The organism is Nitrosomonas ureae (assembly GCF_900108305.1).
Classification (GTDB): domain Bacteria; phylum Pseudomonadota; class Gammaproteobacteria; order Burkholderiales; family Nitrosomonadaceae; genus Nitrosomonas; species Nitrosomonas ureae_B.
Genome location: NZ_FNUX01000006.1, coordinates 1 through 20033, shown reverse-complemented (window position 1 = coordinate 20033; position 20033 = coordinate 1). Strand labels below are relative to the sequence as shown.

Annotated in this window: 11 protein-coding genes; 6 read left to right on the top strand and 5 right to left on the bottom strand. The window is 42.3% G+C overall.

The features are described from left to right. The 3 genes from C4S39_RS05030 to C4S39_RS05020 all read right to left on the bottom strand — a co-directional run. Positions 1 to 1211: WD40/YVTN/BNR-like repeat-containing protein (locus tag C4S39_RS05030; protein ID WP_374953012.1), on the bottom strand; the 1211-nt coding region annotated here is incomplete at its 3' end. Between the two features lie 524 nt (positions 1212 to 1735). Next, complete coding sequence (locus C4S39_RS05025) at positions 1736 to 2047, bottom strand: BolA/IbaG family iron-sulfur metabolism protein (protein WP_103965956.1); 312 nt, start codon at positions 2045 to 2047, stop codon at positions 1736 to 1738. Between the two features lie 470 nt (positions 2048 to 2517). Further along, entirely contained in the window at positions 2518 to 3429 is a 912-nt protein-coding gene (locus C4S39_RS05020) for a LysR family transcriptional regulator (protein ID WP_103965955.1), read from the bottom strand. Between the two features lie 334 nt (positions 3430 to 3763). Between C4S39_RS05020 and C4S39_RS05015 the strand changes: the two genes are divergently transcribed. Continuing rightward, positions 3764 to 3961, top strand: a complete 198-nt coding sequence (locus C4S39_RS05015) for a hypothetical protein (RefSeq protein WP_103965954.1) — start codon at positions 3764 to 3766, stop codon at positions 3959 to 3961. Between the two features lie 233 nt (positions 3962 to 4194). Here the strand turns inward: C4S39_RS05015 and C4S39_RS05010 are convergent, their stop codons facing one another. Both C4S39_RS05010 and C4S39_RS05005 read right to left on the bottom strand, forming a co-directional pair. Continuing rightward, on the bottom strand, positions 4195 to 5919 hold the full coding sequence (locus C4S39_RS05010) for a dihydroxyacetone kinase family protein (protein ID WP_103965953.1): 1725 nt from the start codon (positions 5917 to 5919) through the stop codon (positions 4195 to 4197). Between the two features lie 134 nt (positions 5920 to 6053). Beyond that, a complete protein-coding gene (locus tag C4S39_RS05005; RefSeq protein ID WP_103965952.1) occupies positions 6054 to 9764 on the bottom strand; it encodes an ATP-binding protein in 3711 nt (1236 codons plus the stop codon). 579 nt (positions 9765 to 10343) lie between these two features. On the opposite strand from C4S39_RS05005, the gene epsL reads away from it, so the two are divergent. The 5 genes from epsL (at position 10344) to C4S39_RS04980 (ending at position 19823) form a co-directional block, all read left to right on the top strand. Beyond that, positions 10344 to 11585, top strand: coding sequence for an XrtB/PEP-CTERM-associated polysaccharide biosynthesis outer membrane protein EpsL (gene epsL, locus C4S39_RS05000; RefSeq protein ID WP_258039295.1), 1242 nt, complete (start codon positions 10344 to 10346; stop codon positions 11583 to 11585). After that, positions 11582 to 13027, top strand: coding sequence for an undecaprenyl-phosphate glucose phosphotransferase (locus C4S39_RS04995; protein ID WP_103965950.1), 1446 nt, complete (start codon positions 11582 to 11584; stop codon positions 13025 to 13027). Before epsL ends, C4S39_RS04995 begins: the two co-directional genes overlap by 4 nt. Before the next feature lie 215 nt (positions 13028 to 13242). Further along, complete coding sequence (gene fdxA / locus C4S39_RS04990) at positions 13243 to 13566, top strand: ferredoxin FdxA (protein WP_013647328.1); 324 nt, start codon at positions 13243 to 13245, stop codon at positions 13564 to 13566. 28 nt (positions 13567 to 13594) lie between these two features. Continuing rightward, on the top strand, positions 13595 to 16360 hold the full coding sequence (locus tag C4S39_RS04985) for a PD-(D/E)XK nuclease family protein (RefSeq protein WP_103965949.1): 2766 nt from the start codon (positions 13595 to 13597) through the stop codon (positions 16358 to 16360). Continuing rightward, complete coding sequence (locus C4S39_RS04980) at positions 16353 to 19823, top strand: UvrD-helicase domain-containing protein (RefSeq protein ID WP_103965948.1); 3471 nt, start codon at positions 16353 to 16355, stop codon at positions 19821 to 19823. The genes C4S39_RS04985 and C4S39_RS04980 overlap by 8 nt, the downstream gene beginning before the upstream one ends. Positions 19824 to 20033 lie beyond the last annotated feature (210 nt).

Below are 20033 nucleotides of genomic sequence, written 5' to 3'. Positions count from 1 at the left end.
GTTGTGCCGCCATCAGCGGAAATGGCTATGCCTCTTCCGACATAGGTTGTGGCAATCATATCCTGATCACTGTTGAAACTGGTGGACAGCGCAAGCCCTGTCATCAGGCCCATTCGTGTTTGTCTTTGAAACCATGTGGTGCCACCGTTCCTCGAAATAAAGAGCCCGTCGAATACCGGTAAAAAGATTGTCTTGTCGGTTGCATAGGTCAGGGATATTTGCAGATCCGACATTTCATTGAGCAATGTCGTTTGTTTGGTGACTTGGGCGCCTGAATTGAACAGCGTCCAGTTATTGCCTTTATCCGTGGATTTAAATACCGATTGCCTTAAGCTGGTGCAGAATACCGTGCGGTCGATTGCGTAGTTCGGCGAGACCGCTATGTTATTGATTGCTTCATTCGGTAGATTATTTCCTTTATTGATAAAAGTGCTTCCTCCATCACTGCTGTAAAAAATCCCAAAGCTTGGAGTAGCGAGGAATATTTCCTCGCCTCCAGGAGCGATAGCCATATCATAGATGATGGTTCCTGTCGGATTTCCCAGATTGATCCAGTCATTGCCGCCATTGGTGGATTTTTGTAAGTAACCCGTATCACTTGCAATCACGATGGTGTTATCGGTAGCGTAGTCGGGTGAGATTGCAATGACGGTTACTTTGTTGGTTTTATCGAGTACCTGAACCCAGTTTGCATTGGTGCTTGAGCGGCGGAACAGGGCGCCATTGGCATCAGTGAAGAAAAGCACATAACCCGTGCTGGATTCGGCAACCTCCATTTTTCTTACAATCAAATTTGTAGCGCCGAGTCCGGTATTATAGGATTCCCAGGAGTCGCCACGGTTGGTTGATCGATAAATGCCGCCTCTGCCTTTGAGACCTGCAAAAACAGTTTGATCGGTACTGAATTTTGGTGAAACACGAAGAGCGCTATATTCGTACGGATGGTTCATTCCGTTTGGAATATTGACCCAGTTAAGCCCTCCGTCCGTTGATCGCAGAATTTCATCGTAACGCCAGCCAGTATAGGCGCCGTCAGTGACTAGGAACATCGTTTTATCACTGGCATAATTGGGTGATGCGGCAAATGCACGCACCATGTCATGAGGGGTGTGCGCATGCACAGCGGTGGCGCCAATTGACAAGAAAAATGCAGTAATTAAGGCAATGCGCCGAATACTGCTAATCCGAATTTTATTTAATTTGACTGACATGCTTAATCCCTCAAGTTTTGTCGTTTGTTGTGAATTATTAGCTTCATAGAATCAAATTGCTGATTCAAGCTATTGATAAATATTCAGTTTCTTTATAGTTGTTTTTTTATAAGCTGAAGGCTAAGATTAGTGGAAATATCCCATGATACAATAGGTTATTATGACTTTTTTTCTAGTACATGTGTACTAGGAATTTTCTGATCGGTTTGAGAGCTTCACTGTCATGATAAAGGAAAAATTCCTAAACATGCTAATTGCGTATTTTTAGCAGAACCGTTTGAACTTAATTAGTTTTGTGTTTATATGCAAGATGACATTTTTATTACTGAAATTTTTCTGCTTCGAGCTCAGAGGTAGAGTTTGCATGTGTCAAAATTGATAGCTTCTTCATTGGGATAATGATTGCAGAATTAATAATTATCACATTTTTTCATATGATTATGTTTTATCTCGGAGATTATCCATTATTGATTTTAGATATTTGATGGGGATACGCTAATAGCTTGAGCAATTGATTTTAAAGATTATTTTATTTTTGAGCCTCCAAGACACGGGGGAGATTCGTTGGATTTTCCATTCTTCTCAAACCATTCCTCTATAGTCATTGTATGCATGACAAGCGCATGAATTGAATGAAGTTCATCGGCCAGGATGTTATTCATCATTCGATGTCGAGTTAACAGCATTTTCCCGTTAAATTCATCAGAAACAATAGTTACTTTGAAATGAGATTCGGATCCTTCCAATACATTATGTTTGTAACTTTCATTGACTACTTCTAGAAATTGTGGTCGCAATATTAGTAGCTTGTGTTCAATTGAATTTTTTATATTCATCATACGATTGATGTGCGTATTTAAAAATAGAGCTTATGATTACCGATTCGATTTGTATCGTATTGTCGTGTAAATTCTACTGGCGAGAGATAACACCTGAGTTTATCATTGATTATAGAAGGTTTTTATATATTCAATAATCTTCTGAGCTGTTTGTTGCTATGTTTTGAATTCTTTATGATAAACCTAGTTCATTTTTGGGTATTCTCTAAATATTCCCGTTGGAGCATTATGGTAGAGCCTACCATTTTCCTTAGATAGATCTGTTATCTCAGACAAATATAACTGATTTTCGTGGAAATACATTCCCCTCCCTGCCAGAGGTGTAAACAGAAGATTTTTGTTTCGTGTTGGTGTACGGGGTAATTCCATATTTACCTTTCATTTTATGGCTGAATTTTATGAAACTATGGGTTTCTTAAAATTCAGCATGCTTTAAGCCTGAAGCTGGAGCCTGATTGAAGCCAGGTTTATTTTAAAGATTGATCCCAGTAAGGTATATCTCCGACATATTCTGCAAGAAAATTAATAAATGCACGTATCTTTACAGGCAAATGCCTGCTTGGGAGATAACAAGCATAAATATGGCGTTCTATCGATAGATATTCCGGTAGTGTTGTCTGAAGCCGTCCTTTTTGTAGTTCCATACCAATAGTATAAGTAGGCAGTAAAGCGATTCCTAATCCATGAAGAGCTGCTTGTGCAAGTGCATCATTATCATTGATACGTAAGGTTCCTGATATTGGGACCTTGATCTTGCCCGCCGGTCCGCTGAAGCGCCAGTATCCTTGCTCGGCTGAGAGTGCACAATCGAGACAGTTATGTTTTTCCAGATCTTCTGGTGTTTTTGGCATGCCCCATTGCTGAAAATACTGAGGAGTTGCGCACAATATGCGGCGCACAGGCGCAATCTTGCGTGCCACTAGATTATGATCAGGCTCATTTGTCACACGAATTTGTACATCATATCCTTCTTCAATCAAATCACCTGGATGATCGGTAATAGTCAGATCAATTTTTATCTTAGGATAGCGGGTAAGAAAGCAAGGAAGTGCTGGAGCGATATGGCGCGTTCCAAAAGAGCTCGATACACTTACTTTCAGTATTCCACGCGGTTCAGCATGGAGACTATTGATTGCTCGTTCGGCGTGCTCAGATTCTTCCAGGATGCGAGTTGCATGCTCTGAGAGCGCGGCACCTGTCTCGGTCAAGCTAAGATGTCGGGTGCTTCGGAGAAATAATCGAGTACTGAGATCCTTTTCAAGTTTGGCAACGGCCTTACTTACCGCTGCACGAGAGATATTCATGCGACGCGCCGCTTCTGCAAAGCTTCCGGCTTCAGCAACTCGAGCAAAGATTATGAGGAGATTAAGATCTTGCATAATATTATTGTATCTAATATGGATACAAAATGTTTCATTCTATGGTACTTCTCTTCGATGTTATAAATCTATACTATCTATTTTAAGGTGAGATATTTAAACTGTACCCATATAACAATTGGGGTTGTCATTGTAATTAAACAGCTAACCTGTATCTGCCTTAATTAGCTCGCTCTTGATCACATAAAGTGAGGTGTTCTTGGTTAGTCAATTAGTGATTTATATTGTCAACCTATGAGAGCGTATTATTAATGGGGTTATTTCTGCAGATCAGTTGTACTTTCATACTACTTGCACAGATAACCGATAAATGTATTAGAAGGAGTAAAAACCAATGGAAATAAGAGAGTTAATACAATCGCCTCAGTTATTTGTAGTTTATGCAATTACTATACTCTATACAATCACGTTTTCCTTAGCGGCGGTTGTGACCCAGCCCACTGATGCTGCGGTGAGTGGCTCACAAAGTATGCATCAGGCTGCCAAGGCAGAAATACAGCCTGACGCAGTGCGGAATAGCCGATCAGGTTAAACTTAAGATGAATTGCACCTAATTATTTTTATCATAAAAATCATTGCATTAAGATGAGAAAATATAAACAAGGGAAATAAACAGCTCCGTGGCAAGACCACGGGGCTGTTTATTTCAATCAGTCAATGATGGTATGTACAGAACGATTTTCAGGATTTTTATCTTAAAAAGCAACTTCAAGAACATCATCTCCCCTCGCAGATCCGCGCTGGACTCCGAATTTCTTCAATATTTCAGAAGCGGTTAATTGTTTTTTCAATCGCGCAAATGATCAATGCCATTGAAATAGCACCCGGGTCGGGTGTACCGAGGCTTTGCTCCGCATGCGGGCGTGCGCGACCAATTCTGGGGCGCAGATTCTTAGTGGCTTGAGCTGCTTCCTTTGCTATATCGGTTGCAACAACCCAGGAATCGACAATCGAAAGACCTTGTGATGCCGTCATGGTAAGTGCCGCTGAGAATGGATGCAGAACATCAACAAGAGTCTTGTCGCCCAATTGTGCTTTTCCGAGATTGGTTATATTGCGAAGCGCCGAGGCAATACCGACAGCAACTGCTGATGCGTCAGGCGTGATTTCATCACCCAGAGCATCGCCTAGATTGCGGAGGATAATACCCCATAAGATACCTGATGTACCTCCAGCTCGATCCGACCAGGCATCGCCAGCGGCTTTAAGTAGTGTTCCAACACCGGTTTTGGCAATTCGCGCCTCTTTTGCCGCAGCAACCGCTGCGGCGATTCCACGCTGCATACCGATGCCGTGGTCGCCATCTCCTGCAATAGCATCCAATCGGCCAAGGTCTTCGCTCATTTCATTAATTACCTTGCGGGCGGCCCTAAGCGCCAGAAATACTATTGCTGCAGCTGATTGTGAGCTGGTAGAACCAATTTCTAATAAGGATTTGCTTCTAAGTGAATTTGTTTCGACTGTATCTATATTGGAATGGGCAACATTACCCCTATAAAAAGCTGGGGTGTCTGCTGGCGCAATCCAGGTTTGCTCAAGTTCATCGTTGATCCAGAATAACGTCAGTGAGAGGCCTGCCATATCGAAACTTGTGATTAATTCACCCACTACAGGTTGGACAATCGTCAATCCACGCTCGGATAGCAATCGATCAACCTGACGATAGACAACAAATAATTCTTCATATTTCACAGTGCCAAGGCCATTTAGTATTACACCGATACGTGCAGCATCAGGATTGAGGATGATCGAAGGAATTTCAGCGAGTAATTTGTTGACCAGCATCTCTGCCAGACCATCGGCGGTTGGTGCATTGATACGATAGAGGCCAGGTTCACCATGAATTCCCATACCAACTTCCATCATTCCGGTTGCAACTTCGAACAGTGGTTTATTGGCGCCAGGCAGAGTACAGCCGGAGAATGCGACGCCGAGTGTCCGCACGCGATCATTGGCATCAGTTGCAATACGGAAAACCTCATCGAGTGATTTTTCTGCATCTGCAGCCACAGCGGCTGCCTTGAAAACCGGTAAAGTTCCGGCAATACCACGGCGTTTATTTTTTTCAGTCAAGGGTGCAGAAGCGATGTCATCGGATATAACCACCGTTCGAACATCAATGCTCATTGCGCGAAGTCGTTCCTGCGCTTGATTGAAATTGAGTACATCGCCTGCATAATTGCCATAACAAAACAAGATGCCGCCACCTGCATCCACGGCCTGCGCTACATTACAAATCTGTCGTGCTGATGGCGCTGCAAAGACATTCCCCATGGCGGCGCCGTGTGCCAGACCCAGTCCAACGAATCCACCAAACGCCGGGTAATGCCCGGAACCACCGCCAATGACAAGTACAACCTGACCTGGCTTAGCTTTATGTTTGCGAATCACACCGCCTTCAACCAAGCGTATTTGGTTGCGGTGTGCCGCAACATATCCTTCAATCAGTTCGTCTGCAAATTCTGCCGGGTTATTGAATAGATAAGTCATCGTTTGAGTAGCATTTATTATCGCTTCTCAATTTGTTTCGAGAAACATGCATGATTTTTAGTTACTTACAACTTGTAATTTGCAATTCCCCGCGATCTTGCTGCGAGGATAGGTGCAGGGTATGCGGAGAAAATTTATTCATTCTTTGCATATAAAGTATTTAGATAAGTTTTGATACTTATCATCAACGCATCGAACGTTGTGAAGAATCCAGCCAGAGCTTTTGCATCATTGTTTTTACCTGCTTGCTCCATTTGTGCGCATACTTCACCCAATGCAAGCGCGCCTACTGAACGCGCAGATGATTTGAGTTTATGGGCCAATGAACCTACCGTTGTCAATTGACTTGCTTGATATGCCGTGTGAAGTTCTGCTGCAATTTTTTCCGCACTGGTGTGAAAATCCAGCAGCATTTCTTTAATCATTACCGGATCATTACCAACCAGCTGTTCGAGAACATGGATATCGAGCGGTGTTCCGGCCGACCCGGCTTTGCTGTCAGGTAAAGCTGGTCGGGAGTCAGATTGGGCGACTTCAATTAGCTTCCGATTGGGCAAATACCTTTCAAGCATTGAACGCAAATCTTCAAGCTGTACCGGTTTACTCAGATAGTCATCCATTCCGGTTTGCAGACAACGTTCTTTTTCTCCTTTTAGCGCATTCGCTGTTAAAGCGACAATTGGAATATGTTTTTGATTGGCCTCTATTGCCCGAATTTCTCTTGTCAATTCAAATCCATCCATTTCGGGCATGTGTAAATCAGTCAATAACAAATCATAATCTCCCGTTTGCCAACGTTTCAATGCTTCTTTTCCATCACTGGCGATATCTGCCGCATATCCCAACAGGTTGAGCTGTTGGCGGATTACCTTCTGATTAATATCATTGTCTTCCGCTACCAAAATTAGCATGCGCTGTCTTAAGGCTTCTTCACGTGAAATGGGCTTGGGCGCTGATGTGATTACGTTCTTCAGAGAAGGGGCTTCTTCCGTTTCTGCTTCTATTCTTCCAGCAGCAATCTCCATCGCGCGAAATAAAGATTGACGGTACATGACATCGCCATCTAACGTAATAATGTCGATATCTTCGATGCGCGCCTGCCGACGACGGCCACGCTTAATCACAATAAACCGAGGTTCAATAAAGGGATGTGATTGATATAATCCCGCTTCTGCAGCGTTCTTTATAGCTTTAGAGCGAGCATTAAACGCAGTACGTAATTCTTTAATGGAAGGCACTTGTTCTCCAGCATCGATAACGACAAGCCACAATCCGGAGGCAAGTTTCTGAATAATTTGATCAACGTTTATGAGATGAGGCACCTGCTCAACCATAGCGCCTGCACTTCTTAAATAAATAGCCAGATCATTACTCAGCCCATCATTTTCACCTAATATCAAGCAATTCATGCCCGCGAGATCATCGATCTTATGATCGGCATATGAGATCTCGGTGAGGGGTTTAAAAGGCATTTGTATAATAAAAGTGGAGCCATGCTGAGGCTCACTTTGTACTGTGATTTCTGCATCCATCAATTCTGCCAGATGATGCGAAATTGCCAGACCAAGTCCAGTTCCACCAAATCGCCGTGTAGTAGAAGGATCACCTTGCGAAAATGATTTAAACAATTTCTCCTGAGTTTCTTTATTCATACCGATACCATTATCGGTGATCTGGAAAGTAACGACGACTTGATCAGGATTGGATTCGGTCAATAATACTCGCACCGATACTTTGCCTTGCTTTTCTTGCTTGCTGGAAAATTTAATTGCGTTATTAATAATATTTACCAATATTTGGCGAAGTCGCAAAGGATCGCCCAGCATATTTTCCGGAATTTCCGGATCAATAAACAAGGTTAATTCCACTTTTTTACTAAGCGCAACATGCGCCAGCATACCGCAAGCGTTTTCGACAATATTGGCTAATGACATTGGAATTTTCTCGATTTCCAGCTTGCCGGCTTCGATTTTCGAAAAATCAAGAATATCTTCAATGATGGAAAGCAGCGAATAAGCAGAATCGCGTATTAAGTTAGCCATTTCCATTTGATAGCCGGTCAGGCTGGTTTGCCTAAGTACGTCAATCATGCCGATCACGCCATTCATCGGTGTGCGAATTTCATGACTCATGGCGGCCAGAAAAGCCGATTTAGCTTTATTAGCTTGCTCTGCCTCAATCCGGGCTTGTTGCAGGTCATTCATAATGCGTACATGTTCGCGGATGTCCCGCATTACTCCGGTAAAGTGCCGTTCTTCGCCCACATAATACTCACTGACCGCTAAATATAACTCGATTCGTTCACCATTCTTGCGCACGCCTTCCACTTCACGTCCACGGCCGATGCCATGCGATCCTGATAAATAAGGGCGGCCGATATATTCCTGGCCGTGGCCAGTACGGCAATAATTTTCCATATAACCGATATGCTTACTACGATCCGGTTCAGGCACGATGATCGATACATTTTGTCCGATCATTTCATCGTGACTATAGCCAAACAGCTTTTCCATTACCGGATTGACGGAAAGAATCTTGCCTATTTCATCAGTAGTAACTACACAATCCACCATGTGCTCAACAACAGAACGCATTTCTTCTTCTTTAATCGCCAAAGCGGAATTTGCCCGTTGCAAATCAGCTGTACGGGCGGCAACTCTATTTTCCAACTCCAGATTGCTGGCGTTTAGCCGCTCCACCATAAGATTAAATGTCTGCGCAAGTTGTCTCATTTCATCCCAACCTTCAATCGCGGCACGCAGATGCAAATTACCCGCCGAAATTTCTAATGCGCTATGATTCAAGTGCTTCAGAGGATCGACAACGCGGCGATTAAACAAGAAAGCTCCGAATAAAGCGGCGAGAAATGTGAGAATAACAATTACCACACCTACAAAATGTACATGGTATACAGAAGCAAATGCCTCATCGGCATCAATCTGCACCACCATACCCCACTTCAATCGCGGCAGATAGCGCCATGCTGCAACAACTTCCTTGCCCAGGTAATTAACGGTTAATGCACCCCCTGAATCACCATTCAGTGCATATTGGATTGCCGTGGAGAATGGCGGATTATCAAGAGGAATTTTCCGTTTTAATGCAGCGTCAAGATCATACTTAAGCGGAGCCATTACCAAGGCGGTTTGATCATTTTCAAGTCGGGCCACTATGGTTTCTCCGCTATTGCTAAGCCCCACGTTATTTGAAATTACTGAAAATACAAGGTGACTGTATATTTGCAGCGCTAGCACCCCTCGAATTTCTCCATCAATCATAATCGGCGTTGCAACAAACGCGGCTATGGCTCCTTTGGACGGTTCGTAATATTCAAAATCCGAAATACTGCTTTGCAAATTATCCAACGCGTGACGGGCGACTCTACCTAAACCAGTATCACGATAGGGGCCAGTTCGCAAATTGGTGGGAAAGTCCGATTCATGTGCTTGAGAATAAATCATTGTCCCTTTAGGGGAAATCAAGAACAGATCATAGTACCTGGCATAATCCAGAAAACGTTTGAAACTTTCACGATAATTCGCATCCAGTTGGCGATATTCATCGGAGTCAACTCCATGTTGCTCAAAGGCTTCGGTGAGCTTAACGATAGCTTCATGTGTTGTATTCATACCACTTACTAAATAAACATCAGACAAGCGCTCCAGAAGATAGCTGTCGATTTGCTCGACTTTTTTATCAGCGACGGCGGAGACTTTCTGAATGGCAGCTTCTTTTATTTCTGTTTCAAAGGTGTGCAGTAAGCTGTTACCAATGAATAATATTGGTAATAAAGAAACTAATGTGAACCAGACGGCAAAACGCTGTGTAAGTGACGTGAATTTCACCAGTTTCTCCTAGTAATTACTACTAATCGGACTGTCTAATTGATTTTCTAACGCGGAAGGATGCTTCAACAGTCAATCTATAAGATCAAATTAGGTTCTTCCCTTCGCCATTGTCATTATTATATCTGCCGCTTTGCTTAAATAGTAAAAGACGTCTATTCTTCCTGATTTAATGTTATTGCAGATCGCGCCGTAATTTGATTGGCTTCAAATTCTGTAACACATATGAAAGCATTTTGTATTGTTAATTTAAACCTAATTGTTAAAAATAGCGACACTTAGGAAAGAATGGATCAAAAAGGTGATTTTTCTTATAGAAAAAGTGTTGCTAAAAATAATTTTATGAGAATATGTTAAAGAAAATAAAGAAAATAAAGAAAATAAAGAAAATAAAGAAAATAAAGAAAAGGCGATTCTGTCAAATATCTGTGATATTTAACTAATGTGAGCTCTGAGAATTTGAAGTTGATGAAATATTTGTTTACTGAAGCTACAGGTGGGTACATTTGCCAGTGTCATATGTTCAGCATGATCTGCTTATTGCGATTCATTTGGTTGGGATTTCTTGTTTCGGGATGCATGTTGCTGGTTTTTATCATTCCGTTTGCCGCCCATGCTCAGACCTTTGGTAAAGTGATACAGCCCTACGGCAGTTATATTTTTACCGCGGATGATAATTTATTGCGTTTTAGGGACAATCAGAGGACTGATAGCATTCCTGATGGAACTCTTCGTAATGCGATTATTCAGAGAGACCTTTTTGATATGTCGCATCGATTTACCGGTGGCGCTATTCTTCAGAAGGAAATCGGTCGGCAGCGGTTAAGTGCTAATCTTAACTATAGTCGCGTTCAGTTTGAAAAATTCAGTGTAATGAATAATAGTTTGAAGAATTTCAGCGGCAACTGGAACTGGTTTCTGGGAAGGCAACTGGAAGGTAATATGGGAGCTAGTTATACACAATCGTTGGCACCCTTCCTGTTTCAACCGGGTATTAAATCTATCCGTACCGAATTGACAGAGTATATTAATGCGGCTTGGCGGTTTCATCCAAGATGGCGATTGAATGGTGAATTTACTCATTATGATCTTAGTATCAAGGCTCCCCCTGATGTTCCGCGTTTAAGATTCCTTGAACGTACTGAAAACCAGTTTGAAGGAGGAATCGATTATGTTTCTTCGCGAGGTACTGCTGGTAGAAATACAATCGGAGTACTTTTTCGCCACATAGATGGCAATTTTCCGTTTGAACCTACTTCAGCATTTGTCAATAATGATTACAAACAAAACGAAGTCATGGCTAAAATTAACTGGGATATTACGAGTAAATCTACCTTTCAGGTACGTGGTGGATGGGTAGATCGCCAGAATGTCAGTTTTGCACAGCGCGATTTCAGTGGATTCAATGCGCGTGGTTTTTTTCAATGGCGGCCAACAGATAAAACTGGGTTGACTGTTAACGGGTGGCGCGAAACTGCAGCCAGGCAAAATCTGACTGCAAGTTATAGCCTTAATACCGGCGTAAGCTTAATACCCTACTGGAATATTACAGAAAAAGTACGCATGGAGGGAGACTTCTCGTATGAAACACGCAACTTTGGCAACCGCATAACAAATCTTACCGATCCAGAATTATCAAATGCTTTAGGTGTACACAATAGAATCCGCAACGCTACTGTCAGATTGGTATATAACCCTTATCTTGGTCTCGAACTCAGTGCGTCAGCCTATCATGCTGATTTGAAATCAGATTCCGTTTTTGGTGGTTTTAACGCCAATGGTGCCAATGTCAACCTGCAATATACTTACGGACAACGATGACAGTTAATGATTTGCCCATAGTAGCCTTTTTTAAGCACTTGCTTGATCCATTTATCATATGGAGCATGCTGATATTGACAACTTGGCTCTATCAGGAAGATTTCACCAGTTACTATTTGATACTTGTCATTATCACTTTCTTTATTTCCTCATATATTTTCGAGCGTATTCTTGTTTACCGTAACTGGCGCAAGGGTCGTTTGCTTGCTTATATGCGCGATACCGTAATGGGTTGGCTAATCATTGTAGTTATCCTGATATTTCTGGGTTATGCCACCAAGTTTCATAATCAATTTTCAGGAGAAGTTCTACTGACTTGGTTTATTGTTACGCCATTGATGTTGATCGCAAGTCATCTTACAGTGCATAGCATTGTTGCCAATCTGTATCACAAAGGAGAATTGCGTTCGGCGATAATCATTGGCATCAACGAGAACAGTTTGCACTTTATCAGGCATATTGCCGATCATCCTTTTTTTCTGATCAATTTCCAAGGTTACTTCGATGAACGTAGCAGCACACGAATTGCTAGTAGCTTTGAATCTTATACGACCAATTCATCTAATCAACCTGAGATTGGTACGGACACTCGGCCGATCAATTTTGGCTCCCGCTTGGGAGGATTGGAAGGTGTCGTGTCTTATGTCCAGAAGCATAGCATTGATATGGTTTTTATCAGTTTACCAATGTCATCTCAACCACGAATACAAAAATTAATGGATGAATTGCCTGATACCACAACTTCCATTTATTTTCTTCCAGATATTTATATCTTCGATTTGATGCAGGCGCGATTTGAGTATATTGGTGATATTCCGGTAGTCGCCATGAATGAATCACCCTTTACCGGCATTGATGGTGTGGTCAAATCCATCAGTGATTTTGTGCTTGCGTTGATTATCATCATTCTACTGTTCCCTGTGATGGCGTGTATTGCATTGGCAGTAAAATTTACTTCGCCGGGCCCCATCATTTTTAAACAGCGTCGCTACGGTCTTAACGGTGAAGAAATCACTGTTTATAAGTTCCGCTCTATGACAGTCATTGAAGATGGTGCAAATATCCAGCAGGCACAAGAAAACGACCAAAGATTCACAAGAATCGGTGGTTTTCTCCGGCGCACATCACTGGATGAGTTACCGCAATTCTTCAATGTGTTGCAAGGACGAATGAGCATTGTTGGTCCGCGACCTCATGCAGTTGCGCATAATGAGCTCTATCGTAAATTGATCAAAGGTTATATGTTACGGCATAAAGCCAAGCCCGGTATTACCGGTTGGGCTCAGGTTAATGGCTGGCGCGGCGAAACTGAAGTGCTGGAAAAAATGCAGGCTCGTATCGAACACGATTTGTATTATCTCAAACACTGGTCCATCTGGCTCGACCTTTGGATCATTCTTAAAACCGTTTTGATCGTCTTGCGTAAAGATAATGCATATTGATTACGTGGATTTGAGTACGAAAGCAACAGCGAATAGTAATCAAGAAGCAAATTGAAATGACATGGTAGTTTTGTGATCGATCAAACAAAAGGTCAATGTGTTGCGCGCATTGTTACTAAAATATATGGTTCTGGTGGTTTTGGCGATGGCGTTACTTATTGGAATTCTGCTAAAATATAATATTCTATAAAAGTGTTAAGCAAGGAAAAGTTGTCATGGCTTATGTTGTAACTGAAAATTGTATTAAATGTAAATATACGGATTGTGTAGATGTGTGTCCTGTCGATTGCTTTCGTGAAGGGCCTAATTTTCTAGTGATAGATCCCGATGAATGTATTGATTGTACATTATGCGTTGCAGAATGTCCGGTGGAGGCTATTTATGCAGAGGATGATGTACCTGATGAACAGACGCACTTTATTTCGTTGAATGCTGAACTATCTAAAGAATGGCGTCCGATTATTGAAAAGAAAGATGCTTTGCCTGATGCAGATGACTGGGCTAGTGTTAAAGACAAACTGGATCAACTGCAACGCTAAGTGGGAATGGCGGTAATTCAGATGTCGCATGTTTGATTCTTCACAATTCCCACAGATTCCCTTTGATGAAATATCTAAGCGCATAAATGCTGACAGCTTGGTGATTACACCTAATCGCAGGCTTGCATTAGCGCTTAATGAAAAATTTAATCAAGATCAAATCAAACAGAAAAAGACTGCATGGTACTCAGCAGATATTCTGCCATTTTCTTCGCTAACTGAGCGAATTTATCTCGAATCATCGTATGTCAAGCCGGTAGCTACATTACCTTTGTTACTGTCTGTGCATCAGGAACAAATGCTTTGGGAATCAATTATTCTATCCTCAGTAGTTGGAAAAACATTATTGAGAATTTCACAGACAGCCCGCTTAGTCAGTGAAGCATGGCATCTCGCGCATGCCTGGCGGCTGATTCATCGTCTAGGTGATTTTGTACCGGACGAAGATGTTAGGGAGTTTTTAGGTTGGGCAGAAACTTATCAAAATATAACGACATTGACCCGGCAAACGGATCAAGCGCGTATTTGTGATCTGATCACAGAACACTATGAATTTCTGGATATTAAAAAGCCATCTCTAATAATTTGTTATGGTTTCGATGTTATTACACCACAGCAAATTGTTTTCTTAAAGAAACTGAGTGATTGCGGTTGTGAAGTCGTGATTGCTAATCCAACCATACGATGCCCGCAATCATTAGCAACCATTCAACGATTTGAATATACAAATAGTCAGGAAGAAATTTATCAAGCTGCAATATGGGCACGCTCCAAAATTGAAACAGTGAATAATAGTGTGCGCGTAGGTATCGTGGTGCCAGCATTGGTGAAATATCGGAATACGTTGATTCGTATTTTTACAGAAGTAATGCATCCGGATATTCGGTTTGCACTGCCGGGAGCAATACGGAATATTGCACCGTTTAATGTTTCGCTGGGCTTGGCACTAACAAATTATCCATTGATTGATATGGCTTTTGTGAGTCTGGCATTACTGTACCAAAAAGTGGAATTTAATCGTATCAGTCACTGGTTGCGCTCACCATTTCTTGCAGGGAGCGAAAGTGAAATGAATCAACGCGTGCTGCTAGATGCACAGATACGTCGTTTTTCTGAACCTGAGATTTCTTTGGAGCGGTTATTTATACTCGTATCGCAAGCAAGAAGAGGGAAGGAGTGTCCGATTTTATTGCATTGTTTGTCAGCATTAAGGGTATTCCGTCAGACTAAACTTCCGGAGTCAGCCAGTCATACTGTATTCGCGAGAATTATTGCCGAAGTATTGCAAGTTTTGGGTTTCCCCGGAGAGCGTGGGTTGGATTCCAGCGAGTATCAAACACTTAAAAAGTGGCAGATGCTTGTTGCAAATTTCGCAGCGTTCGATCGAATCAATGCAAAAACCAGCTACCATGAAGCTGTCAGTCGACTTAAACAGATGGCAAGCGATACCTTGTTTCAGCCTGAAACACCTAATGTGCCTGTGCAGATTATCGATGTATTTGAGGCGACCGGAATGGAGTTTGATCATCTATGGGTTATGGGGTTATCCGATGAACAGTGGCCCTTGAGATCCCATCCAAATCCTTTTTTGCCATTAGGATTGCAGCGCAAAGCAAAATTACCCTTGGGATCACCGTTGGAGTCATCTGCATACTGTCAACGGCTGACGCGGAATTGGTTATCTAGCGCCAAAGATGTCATATTAAGCTATCCCAGATATAGTAATGATGACGATGGGCATGAATTGAAATCCAGTCCATTGATTCGATCGATACTACTCAGAGAACCGGTGGTTCGTGATATGGAACAGCATCATGATCGGATTATCCAATCGTGCGAAATGGAATATATCGTAGATTGTGAATCGTTACCGCTGGATAAAGAAATCGTTAAACAAGGCATCAGCGGGGGCACATCGGTAATTAAGGATTATGCCGCATGCCCATTCCGTGCTTGGGCCAAACATCGATTATATATTACAGGCTTGGATGTGCCGCACACAGGTCTGAATGCGGCGGAAAGAGGTTTGCTGGTGCATCAGGTATTAGCGCAGCTATGGCAACAATTGAAAACCAAAGAAGCGCTTGATGATATTAGTGATCACAATCTTGAACGCATGCTGAAAGATATTACAAACAACGCTATTTTAGAGATGGAGCACTATAAGCCTATTGCGCTTTCGGGACGTTTTGCACAAATTGAGCAACGACGTTTGTTTCGCTTGGCGCTTGAATGGTTGGATGAAGAAAAGAAGCGCAATTCCTTTAAGGTGATCGCTGCGGAGGAAAAATGCGTTATTCAAATAGGTGATCTGATTCTGGATGCCCGCTTGGATCGAATTGATGAACTGGAGGGCGGGCAATGGATCGTAATTGATTACAAAACAAGCAGAAAATCCATTCAAGCAATGATTGGAGAACGCCCGGATGAGCCGCAACTTCCTTTATATCTGGTGATGGCAGGAATGAAGCAACAAGCTGCAGGTGCTGCATTTGCGGTTATAAAACGAGGTGAAATGGGATTTGCGGCAATAGTGCGAGAAGCGAATCTATTGCCAGGTACAAAAGCTTTCTCGCAATTAGAAAAATGCACACGGTTTAACACATGGGAAGATCTGATTGAAGTATGGCGGCAATATCTGACAAATCTGGCAACGGGTTTTTGCAGTGGTGATGCCAGAGTAAATCCCAAGAATTTTCCTGTAACGTGTAAGTATTGTGATATGCAGTTGTTTTGCCGGATTCGTGAGCGGATCGATGACAGTATGACTGAGTTGAGCAAGGAAAGTGACTAATTCTAAAATAATCCCTGATGTCGATCAGCGCCGTCAAGCACTTGATCCATCTCAATCATTTATTGTTCAAGCGCCTGCCGGGTCGGGAAAAACGACACTGCTCATCCAACGTTATCTGAAATTACTGGCTTGTGTCGACACACCTGAAGAAGTGGTGGCCATTACCTTCACGCGCAAAGCTGCGGCAGAGATGCGTACTCGGGTTCTAGCCGAGCTAGAAATTGCACGCAATCCGGCTGGAGCTGGAATTGTTTATGGCAAACTGAACCGGGAGTTGGCAGCGGCTGTTTTGCTGCGCGATCAACAAGCTGGCTGGTATCTTATCGAGCACCCCGAACGATTGCGAATACAGACGATTGATTCATTATGCGCTTCACTGACAAGACAAATGCCTATGCTGTCAAAATTCGGAGCGCAACCCGAAACGATTGAGGACGCTACCGATTTTTATTTGGAGGCGACGCGAGCTACGCTAGAATTGATGCAGCAAGACCACGTAATTGCCCATGATGTGGAGCAGTTACTTGAGCATCTGGATAATGACAGGGCACGTGTCGAAACTTTACTGACCGAAATGTTAGCGCAGCGTGACCATTGGTTGCGTCATATCCATGGTAAAACCCGGCAAGAGCTGGAAGAATCCTTGCAAAATTTACGCCATCATGCATTACAGCATGTTTTGCTGCAATTTCCCAAGGCGTTAGAGAATGAGTTGCTAGCATTGCTGCGTTATGCTGCTACAAATCTGACTGCTGATGACAGGAAATCGTCCATGCTATTTCTCAATCAGATAGATAGTCTTTCTTCAGCTAGTGTTGAGCATTGGTATGGGATTGCAGAATTGTTACTTACCCGGGAAGGTTCTTGGAGAAAAAAAATCTCTATCAACGAGGGTTTTCCATCCGGTGACAGCAAAATTGAGAAGGATGAAGCAAAGAAATGGAAAAATCGATGGAACGCCTTGATCGCTGCGCTTAACCCAGAGGAAGTTTTTCGGCAAGCATTGCATGATGTACGTCTATTGCCACCCGCTTATTATACGGACAAGCAATGGAAAATTCTTGGTGCAATAACAAGATTATTACCTAATGCTGTTGCACAACTTAAGATCATTTTTCAAATCAACGGTTTTGTAGATTTCTCGGAGGTTACGCAACGTGCATTGCTTGCGCTGGGGGATTCCGAGTTTCCTACAGATCTGGCGTTGGCGCTGGATTATCGTATCCAACATTTGCTGATTGATGAGTTCCAGGATACTTCGATCAGTCAGTTTAAGTTAATTGAAAAACTTATTGCTGGTTGGGAAATGGGGGATGGACGCAGCTTATTCGCCGTGGGAGATCCGATGCAATCCATCTACCGCTTTCGGGAAGCAGAAGTGGGACTTTTTTTGCAAGCTAGAAATACGGGGATTGGCCATCTGGTTTTGCAACCAATTACGCTTAGTTCTAATTTCCGCTCACAGCAAGGCATCATTGATTGGGTTAATGAAACTTTTACACAAATTATGCCTGTTCGTGAAGAGATTGAGTCTGGTGCGGTGCCTTATACGCCTTCAGCCACAATACACTCTAAGTTCACAGAGACCGCAGTGAGGGTATATCCGTTATTTGATAAAAATCAGATTGCTGAAGCCAGGCAGGTTGTTGAAATCATCCAGCAAACTCGCTGTGATTATCCCACAAGTACAATCGCAATTTTGGTACGTAACCGTAGTCATTTACAGGCAATTGTACAAAAATTAAAAGAATCTGGTCTACGATTTCGTGCCATTGATATTGAGTTATTGCATTACAAACCTGTAGTTCAGGATCTGCTGATTCTTACCAGGGTATTGATAAATTTAGCGGATAAAGTAGCTTGGTTTGCATTATTGCGTGCGCCTTGGTGCGGACTTTTGCTTAAAGATATTGATGCTTTGCTTAAGGCTAGTAATGAACAAAAAGAAAAAGATTTCGATACGACTATCAAAGAAACAGTCTTATGGAAGTTAATTGGCGATCCAAATCATTGGTGCTATTTGTCAGATGATGCAAAGGTGCGAATAGAAAGGTTACGTAACGTTTTGACACCTTGCATAATGCATCGGCAGCGTCAGTCTCTACGCATGACGGTTGAGGCGGTATGGCAAACTTTGGGAGGACCGGGGTGTATTAATCCCATTGTAAAAAAGAATAAAAATGATATCTCAACAGCCTGGAGCGATGCCATGATCTTCCTGGATTATCTAGAGAAGCAGGAAGAAATTGGTACGATTCGAGATTTGATAAGTTTTGAAAAAGGATTGAATGCGCTCTACGCATCCCAGGATCTGGTTGCAGATGATTCTTTGCAGATTATGACGATTCATAAGGCTAAAGGACTTGAATTTGATACAGTTATCGTGCCTGGGCTCGGTCGAGAGCAGCGCAGAAATGACAAGCAGTTGTTAAAGTGGATGGAGCAACCGCGTGATCGAATTAAAGCCGAAAACATGTTAGTTAGTCCGGAGTTATTACTTGCACCTATTCAGGAAACAGGATTAGATTCTGATCCGATTTATAGGTGGATGGAAAAAATTGATTGTAAGAAGGAGCAAAATGAGGCGAATCGCTTGTTATATGTAGCTGCGACGCGGGCTAGGAAGTTTCTGCATTTGTTAGGGCATGTAAACTTGGTTGAGAGTGAAGAAGGAAAATGCATACCTAAAAAGCCGGCGGTGGGTTCATTACTTCATAGGTTATGGCCTGCTATACAATTAATTTATTTTGATGCCGCTGAAAAAAATCCTAAGCCGGAAGGCAAAGAATGTGAAGTGACTGTTAGTGATATAGATAATCAAGGTATATATAGGCTAAAAGAAGGATGGGCATTGCCAGATGCTCCAAAATCAGTTGTTTGGAAAGAGATATATGAAATTAGACAAATTCAGGACGATATTGAATTTTCATGGGCGGGCGAAATGGCTCGTCACGTGGGTAATGTAGTGCATCGTTGGTTAAAAAAAATTGCTGACGATGAGTTGCGTGCCTGGGATGTTGCTCGTATACGAATGATGCATGACTGTTTTAAACAGAATTTATTTGCAGATGGCATGAGCGGAAACGATATGGAGGTGGAGAATGCGATTGATCGCATCACTTTAGCATTGGTTAATGCGATCAGTGATGAACGAGGGCGGTGGATTTTGAGCAGTCATCGACATGCAAAAAATGAATTGAGAGTTGTTGGAATTGTTGATAATAAGCTTATGAATTGCGTGATTGATAGAACTTTCAATGATTCTATGGGAATTCGATGGATAATTGATTATAAAACAGGTAGTCATGAAGGATCGGATATGGAAAATTTTCTGAATTGTGAACAGATTCGTTATTACGAGCAGCTGAATTATTATGCAAAACTCATGCGTCAGATTGATCCGCAGCCGATTAAATTGGGAATTTATTTTCCACTTATTAAAGGTTGGCGTGAGTGGAGATAATAGGGTGAAGTTAGAAAATATTTCTGCTGATATTGGAGTAATGATGCTTATCCCTTTAGTTATTGTGAGTAAAGGGGAAAGGGGGAGAAGGAGGGAAAGGAACCATGGATTATGAAAGGTAATTTTATGACAAATGACTTGACTTTGAACCCCAAGGTCGACTAGCCTGAGAGGTGTAGCTAAAAGCTGGGTAGAATAATATAAGTTTTA